This is a genomic window from Streptomyces sp. PH10-H1 (genome assembly GCF_030063355.1).
Taxonomy (GTDB): Bacteria; Actinomycetota; Actinomycetes; order Streptomycetales; family Streptomycetaceae; genus Actinacidiphila.
On the sequence record NZ_JASISZ010000065.1, the window covers coordinates 39,579 to 46,848 of the forward strand.

Consider the following 7,270-nt stretch of genomic DNA (forward strand, 5'->3'; position numbering starts at 1 on the left):
CCACCCGACCCACCGGAGTGCGGAATGTCGCAGCGTCTGAGCCAAGCCCTCCACCGGTTCCGCGGACCCCTGCTGGGCCTCTGGCTGGTGGCGCTCGTCGCGGCCGCCGTCGCGGCTCTGCCGCTGGCCGACCGGCTGAGCGGCGGTGGCTGGTACGCACCCGGATCGGACTCGCTGAAGGCGGTGCAGTCGATGCGGTCGGGTTTCGCCGACCGCGGCGCCAGCAACCTCACGCTGGTCGTGACGGACGAACGGAACCTCGCCGGGAGCCCGGAGTTCGACCGCCGTATGAGCCAGGTCATGCGGGAGGTCACCGGCGACAAGCGGCTGGAAACGTCCGGCAGTTACGGCTGGCTCACCCTGTCCGGTGACTCCCGAAAGGAATTCGTGGGCAAGGACCGCCGGACCGCCGTCACCATGGTCGGGCTGGCCCTGGACGACGGGACGGCCCGCCGCGTCCTGCCGGACGTGCAGAAGGAGATCGACCACCGCTACGCGCCACAGGGGCTGCGGGTGTCGATGGTGAGCGCCGGAACGTTCTGGGGCGAGATCAACAAGCTGAGCGCGGAAGGCCTGCAGAAGGCCGAACTCATCACCTTCCCGCTGGTGCTGCTCATCCTGCTGCTGCTCTACCGCGGCGTGGTCGCGGCGGTGGTCTCGTTCGTGGTCTCGGTGACCGCGATCGCCCTCACCTTCGGGGTGATGTCCGTGCTGGCCGGGCACCACGAGCTGTCGATCTTCGTCCAGAACGCGGCGACCATGATCGGCCTCGGTGTCAGTGTCGACTACTCCCTCTTCATCATCTCCCGATATGTCGACGAACTGACCGCGGGACGCGATCGCACCGCAGCACTCGCGATCGCCCTGCGCACCAGCGGAAGAACAGTCCTCTTCTCCGGACTGATCGTCGTCCTCGCCATGTCCAGCCTCTTCCTGGTGGACCTCAACGTCATCCGCTCCATCGCGCTGGGCATCGTCGTCGTGGTCGCCTTCGCCACCCTGGCGAGCGTCGTGGTCCTGCCCGTCGTCCTCCACCTGATCGGCGACCGCATCCTGTGGGGACGCCTGCCCGTGCAGCGCCGGACGCCGAGGGATAAGGGACACCGCTGGGGGAGCGTGGCGCGGCAGATCATGCGCCGCCCCGTGCTGTTCCTGACGTTGGCGAGCGCTGCCCTGCTGGCACTGGCCGTACCCTCCCTCGACCTGCGCACCTTCACCCCCGACGCGCGCATCGCGCCCTCCTCGTCGCCCGTGCGCCAAGGGTTCGACGCCGTGCGCGAGCAGTTCGGTCCGGGCACGGCCTCACCCCACCAGGTCGTCATCACCTCGCGAACCGCGCTGTCCGCGTCATCCGACGCCGGGAGGGTCGCCGACCTCCAGGAGCAGCTCGCCCGGCTGCCCCATGTCACCGCGGTCCGCTCCCCGCTGGACGTCCTGCGCACCGTCAGCCCCGAACGACCGCTGGCGGGACTGGACACGGCACCGTTCTCACGACTGCCCGGTGATGCCCGCCGCACTGTCGACCACTACGTCTCCGCCGACCGCCGCAAGATCGTGCTGGAGGTCATCGGGGACGACTACGCCTCCGCCGACGCGTCCCGCGCGCTGCTGGCATCCATCCGCTCGGCCGCGGACGGGATGGGTGCCCCCGGCCTGCACGCGGTGGTCGGCGGCGAGACCGCCGAAGGCGCCGACGCCAACACGGCGATCGGGGACGCCCTGCCCGAAGTGGTCGCGGTGATGCTGGCGGTTCTGTACCTGATGCTGCTGGTCACTTTCCGGTCGCTGCTGCTCCCGGTCAAGGCGATTGCGATCAATGTGCTGTCGCTCGGCGCGACCTACGGTGTGCTGGTCCTGGTCTTCCAACACGGCCTGGGTGCCACCCTCTTCGGGTTCGACCGGTCCGATCACCTCCAGAACTTCGTTCCGATCCTGCTGCTGGCGATCTTGTTCAGCCTCAGTACCGACTACGAGGTCTTCCTGCTCCGCCGTATCCGTGAGGAGCACGACGCCGGCGCGGACAACACGAGCGCCGTGGCCGCCGGAATGGCCCGCACCGCGCCTCTGATCTCCGGGGCCGCGCTGCTGATGGTCGCGGTGTTCGGCGCCTTCGCGCTGACCGGCATCATGCCGATCCAGCAGCTCGGCCTCGGCCTCGCGCTGGCTATCGCCCTGGATGCCACCGTGATCCGGCTCATCGTGGTGCCCGCCGCCATGCGGCTGATGGGCCGCTGGAACTGGTGGCTGCCGGGCCGGCGCCCGACCCCGGCCACACCGTCCGAAGCGGCCTCCGAATCCTCCGGGCCATTGGGCCGATGGTGACTCGCGACAGCTCCGGCAGTCCCGACAGCCCCGCCGCACCGTAACTGCCGTACATCCCGGTGCCCTTGATCGAAAGGAAACGACCCCGTGGACAAACCCTCCGCACTCCTCTTCCTGTTGAACTTCGTCGTCATCGGAGCGCTTCCCAGAGTCTTCTTCCGGTCCGACGGCCGCTTCAACAGGAAATGGTGGCTCACGGCGCTGCCCTTCGGCCTCAGTCCGCTGTTCGTCGCGGTGTGCGCCGCTGTCGGCTGGGAGCCGATCACTCCCGACTCCTGGCGATCGGGGCTGAACCTCGCGGCGGTGGCACTGAACGCCGTCTCGATCGCTCTGATCTTCCTGACACTGGGCACCCACCGGATCCCTGTCGCGCTGTGGCACCAGGAGAACGACGCCCCGCGCCACCTTGTCACCCACGGTGCCTACAGCCTGATCCGGCACCCGTTCTATGCGGCGTTCCTTCTGGCGTTCCTCAGCGCAGCCGTGCTCTTCCCGCACGCGATCACCCTGGCTCTGTTCTGCTACGGGTTCGCCGCACTCAACGCCACAGCCGCCCGGGAGGAACAGCGCCTCAGCGAATCGGAGTTCGGGTCGGAGTACCGGGGATACCTCGCCCGGACGGGACGCTTCCTGCCCCGTCCGGGCAGGGCCGCACCGGCGGAGACCAGCCGGGTAGGAGGCTAGCCGTGGACGTCCTTCCGCCGCTCACCGCCTGGCTGACAGACCCGCACCCCGGGAGAGGTGTGCGGCTGGCCGACGACTCAGGTGGCTGGACATACGTCCCCTATCCGGAACTGGCGGCCGCCGCCCATCGGGTCGCCGCCTCGATGCGGGCGGCCGGTGTCCGCCCCGGCGACGTCGTGTGTGTACTGATGCCCACCGGCCTCCCGTGCCTGGCCACGCTGTTCGGTGCCTGGGCGGCGGGCGCGACGATCTCCCCGCTGCCGCCGCCCTCGTTCCAGACCGAGGACGCGTACGTCGAGCACATCGTCGCCGTCCTGGAACAGGCCGCACCCGCCCTTGTGGTCGCGAGCGGGGAGTTCACCGTCCTGGCGGCCCGCGCGATGACCGGCGCGGGGCTTCCGGGCCGTCCGTGGACGCCTCAGGAGACCGCCGCCGGGGACGCATCCGAGGCGGCCGGGGCCTGAGCCGGGGCCGCGCCTGAGGCCCCGACCGTATCTTCGCCCGCTTCTCCGCCCGTGGGTCCGCGCGGGGAGGGAATCGCCCTGCTGCAGTTCACGTCGGGTTCCACCGGCCGGCCACGCGGTGTCCAGGTCTCCTGGCAGAACCTCGCGGCCAACCGCGCCCTGCAGAGCCGCCTGATCGGATGGAAGGACGGGGACGGCTTCGCGTCCTGGCTGCCGCTGCACCACGACATGGGCCTGATCGGCTGCTGCCTCTTCCCGGTCGCCTCGCAGAGCAACCTGTGGCTGATGCGCCCCGACCAGTTCATCCGGGACCCGGCCCGATGGCTGGACTGCTTCGGACCCGGCCGGGCGTCGCACTCGGCGGCGCCGTCGTTCGCGTTCGCCTATGCGGCCCGGCGGATCCGGCCGCGGCGGCTGGACGAGCTGGACCTGTCCGGCTGGCGCAGCGTCTGCGTCGGCGCCGAGGCGGTCGATCCGGCGGCGCTCGGCGCGTTCGCCCGATTCGCCGCACCGGCCGGGTTCTCCCCGGACGCGTACGTGCCCTGCTACGGCCTGGCGGAGAACACGCTGGCGGTGACGGGCGCCGCAGCGCCGGTTCTGATCGTACGCCCCGACTGGGCCGCGCTGCGGATCGGCCGGGCGGTGACCGTCGAGGACACCGCCCGGCTGGGTGACCGGGCCGTCGAGCCGGGCTCCGGCTGGCTCGTCGGCCACGGCTTCTCCCAGGAGGGTGACGGGGTCGGCGTCCGCATTCTTGACGAGGACGGCCGTCCCGTCCCGGCCGGACATATCGGGGAGATCGCCGTGTCCGGCACCTCGGTGGCACGGGGCTACCACGCGGGACGGGAGGGCGGACCGCACGCCACCCGCTTCGTCGACGGTGAACTCCGCACCGCCGACGCCGGGTTCCTGCACGACGGCCAGCTCTTCATCCTGGGCCGGATGGGCGATAGCCTGAAACTCCGCGGGCGCAGCGTCTACGTCGACGACCTCGACGCGAAGGTCGCGGCCGTTGCCGGGCTGGACCGGGACCGCGCGGCGGTGGTGGCACTCAACGACCGCGGCCGGGCCGGTGTCGCCGTCTTCGTGGAGGCCGCCCCCGGTCCCTGGACGGAGAAGGTGACCGAAATGCTGCGTGCCGAACTCGGCCCCGAGCCCACCCTCACCCTCGTCGCCGGCCGCCGTGGCCTGCTCAAGCGCACCACCAGCGGCAAGTTGCGCCGCCGCCATATGTGGCAACTACTCCAGGAGGGCAGGCTAGAGGCGGTCACGACCAGGCTGTGACGACCAGGCCGTGACGGGACCCTGAGGCAGTGGGCGCAACCAGCTCCCGGGAGCCGCCACTGGCCGGCCCTGGCCGGCACTACGATGGCCACTATGGGATCACTCCTTCACCGGTTGCCGGCCGACTTCTGGACCGTCCCGTACACCGGCTCCCGCTTCCCGGGGTCGGCGGCTGTGGTCGGCCGGCCCGGCCTCGCGGCGGGCGCCAACTGCCAGCTGTTCGCCTACGAGGTGCTCAGGCACTTCGGTCTGGCTCCGCCGGCTCAGCGTTCCAGCGACCTGTGGGACGACACGGAAGTCACGGTCCGCGTTCCGGTTCCCCGGCCCCTCGACCTGCTCCTCTTCAATGCCGTTGATGATCCCTACAGTGCCCACGTCGGCGTCTGGATCGACAACGACGCCGTCCTTCACCTGTGCGCGGAGATCGGCCGCCCGGCCGTGTGGGGACTGGCCGACTTCGCGGAGCGGGAGCGCTACCGAGTCCTGGTCGGCGCGAAACGGGTGATGACCCCCTCCTCTGTCACCGCGTCACGGAATACTTGATCGACCAGGTGGCGCTCTCGGCTACGCGGCCAGCGAGCTCGGGCCCGTGCGAACCCAGCGGCCCACTGTCCCGATCAGCCGGACCCGGACGTTCATCGTCACCTGTGTGATGTCGCTGGGGCTCTCCGCGCTGACGTCGAGTCTGATCATGCTCGCCACGGTGGTGATCCTGGGTATGGATGCGTCTCATCTGCCGTTGTTGTGGGTCTTCTCGTTCTGCGCGACCGCCGCTGTGGGGCTCGGGGTTCAGGCGCTGCTCGCCGTCTTCGGCGGGATCGGGCAACTGATCAGCAAGTTCGTGTTCGAGGTCGGAGCCGTCGCCGCTCTGCTCTTCGGCTTCGCCATGACCGGCTACTACGACCGCAAAGGCCTGCACCGCATCGTTCCCGAACATGCCTCACATCCCGCGTCCGGACGGAAGCCCCGCACATCGCGACCTCGCGCAGGCGGGGCCCGCCAGGAGGTCCGCGCCGGTGACAGGTCGCACTGCCTGGGACGATGCCTGCTCCGTCGACAGGCCGAGGCAGCACCACTTGCCGGCCTCCCGCACCATCCGCCCCTGCTGGAGATCGGTGTCAACAGCTGCGCGGGGGAGGGCGGGCAGAGGTGCACCGGCGGCGCTGAGACAATGGTGGCTGACGGCCTCAAACTCGCGCGCTGCTTGACCTCGACCCGGACCGGGCCGCTGATTCCATCGGAGAGATTCATGACGACCCCGACCACGGTCGCCGCCACCACCGGTACCGGTGGTAGCGCCACTGGGCCGATCGCGCAGGCCGGCTGATGAGCGCGCTGGAGCCCGTCGCCCTGGTGCTTGACGGCTACATCGAGGACGCCCCGGCTCCGGGGCCCGGCGATGAAAGCGGTGCAACGGCGGCGTTCCGTCTGATCCATTCGCCCACGGACCACGCCGCGGACGAGATGCTGCTGCCGTGCCTGGTGACCGACCCGGTCCTGGCCAGAACCGCACTGGACGAGCTGGAGGAGGGCGACCTGCTGCGCGTGGAGGGGCTTCTCATGCTGCCCTGCGCGACAGCCGATGGAGTGCTACGCCTGCAGGTGGAAGCCATTGAGGTCCTGTCACCGGCCCCGATACGCGAGATCGAGCCCGACTCGGTCGAGCGCTACGGCCCGTATGTCATCGTCAACGGCAACACCGACAGCATCGGCGCCGACCCGGTCCAGATGTGGACCGATGCCGGTGCCTGGGTCGGCATCGCGCCCGGACCCGCCGCCGTCCAGGACATGATCACCGCCTACGAGGCCCGCACCAACGACGCCTGATACGGAACAGAACCGCTCGGTGTACATACGACGGCCCGGCCCCGGAGCGGTCTGCGCGCAGGGCCGGGCCGTTGCGCAGCGTCCCACGGAAGTACGCGACATTCAGCGGGCGGGCGCGACGCCGTGAGTTCTGGATGTTTGCCCTGGTCAACACCGCCATCACCATCGCACTGATCATCCTGGACGCGCGTATTGACACGGACCCCTACCTCCAGTATTCGTATGCCCTCGCGACGCTGCTGCCGAGCCTGGCCGTCACTGTCCGGCGTCTGCACGACGTCGTCCGGTCGGGAGTGAACATCTTCTGGGGGGCGATCCCGCTCATCGGCCTCATCATCCTTACCGGGCTCCTGGCCGGCGACGGTGAGCCGTACATCAACAAGTACGGGCCAAACCCGAAGACCGGCTATCCGGACTATGCGGACGACGACGCCGAGTTCGCCAAGTCCCACGTCAGGCGCTACAGCGACACCCCCGGTTAGGGGCGTGGCCGGAACCAGGGGAGGAACTGGGCGAGCTCCGGGTCGAACGCATGCGCATCGGCGAGCTCCCGTCCGCCCTGCTAGGGCGCGTATTTGGTTGTGATCAATTGGCAGTCCGGGTGAGGTCTTTGATCCAGATCATCGAGGCGCGGAGGTGGACGCCGGCGAGGTAGCTTTCCGGGGTCTTGTCGTACCGGGTTGCGACGC

Annotated in this window: 8 protein-coding genes; all 8 read left to right on the top strand. The window is 69.8% G+C overall.

Translation table 11 applies throughout. The annotated features are described in order from the left end of the window. Positions 1-24: 24 nt before the first annotated feature. The 8 genes from QMK24_RS30840 (at position 25) to QMK24_RS30875 (ending at position 7,063) form a co-directional block, all read left to right on the top strand. On the top strand, positions 25-2,322 hold the full coding sequence (locus QMK24_RS30840; protein ID WP_283470121.1) for an MMPL family transporter: 2,298 nt from the start codon (positions 25-27) through the stop codon (positions 2,320-2,322). 87 nt (positions 2,323-2,409) lie between these two features. After that, positions 2,410-3,006: a methyltransferase family protein gene (locus QMK24_RS30845; protein WP_283470122.1), complete on the top strand. Its 597-nt coding sequence runs from the start codon at positions 2,410-2,412 to the stop codon at positions 3,004-3,006. Positions 3,007-3,008: 2 nt separating this feature from the next. Continuing rightward, on the top strand, positions 3,009-3,470 hold the full coding sequence (locus QMK24_RS30850) for an AMP-binding protein (protein WP_283470123.1): 462 nt from the start codon (positions 3,009-3,011) through the stop codon (positions 3,468-3,470). A 51-nt stretch (positions 3,471-3,521) separates the two neighbouring features. Further along, positions 3,522-4,754: an AMP-binding protein gene (locus tag QMK24_RS30855; RefSeq protein ID WP_283470124.1), complete on the top strand. Its 1,233-nt coding sequence runs from the start codon at positions 3,522-3,524 to the stop codon at positions 4,752-4,754. Between the two features lie 93 nt (positions 4,755-4,847). Continuing rightward, positions 4,848-5,297: an NlpC/P60 family protein gene (locus QMK24_RS30860; protein ID WP_283470125.1), complete on the top strand. Its 450-nt coding sequence runs from the start codon at positions 4,848-4,850 to the stop codon at positions 5,295-5,297. 46 nt (positions 5,298-5,343) lie between these two features. Next, positions 5,344-6,081, top strand: coding sequence for a hypothetical protein (locus QMK24_RS41570; RefSeq protein WP_349307940.1), 738 nt, complete (start codon positions 5,344-5,346; stop codon positions 6,079-6,081). Next, complete coding sequence (locus QMK24_RS30870) at positions 6,081-6,581, top strand: hypothetical protein (protein ID WP_283470126.1); 501 nt, start codon at positions 6,081-6,083, stop codon at positions 6,579-6,581. Before QMK24_RS41570 ends, QMK24_RS30870 begins: the two co-directional genes overlap by 1 nt. Next, positions 6,485-7,063, top strand: a complete 579-nt coding sequence (locus QMK24_RS30875; protein ID WP_283470127.1) for a DUF805 domain-containing protein — start codon at positions 6,485-6,487, stop codon at positions 7,061-7,063. Before QMK24_RS30870 ends, QMK24_RS30875 begins: the two co-directional genes overlap by 97 nt. Positions 7,064-7,270 lie beyond the last annotated feature (207 nt).

Coding starts and splice junctions, on each gene's coding strand:
- QMK24_RS30870 (WP_283470126.1), top strand. CDS start 6,081: ATGAGCGCGCTGGAGCCCGTCGCCCTGGTGCTTGACGGCTACATCGAG.
- QMK24_RS30860 (WP_283470125.1), top strand. CDS start 4,848: ATGGGATCACTCCTTCACCGGTTGCCGGCCGACTTCTGGACCGTCCCG.
- QMK24_RS30840 (WP_283470121.1), top strand. CDS start 25: ATGTCGCAGCGTCTGAGCCAAGCCCTCCACCGGTTCCGCGGACCCCTG.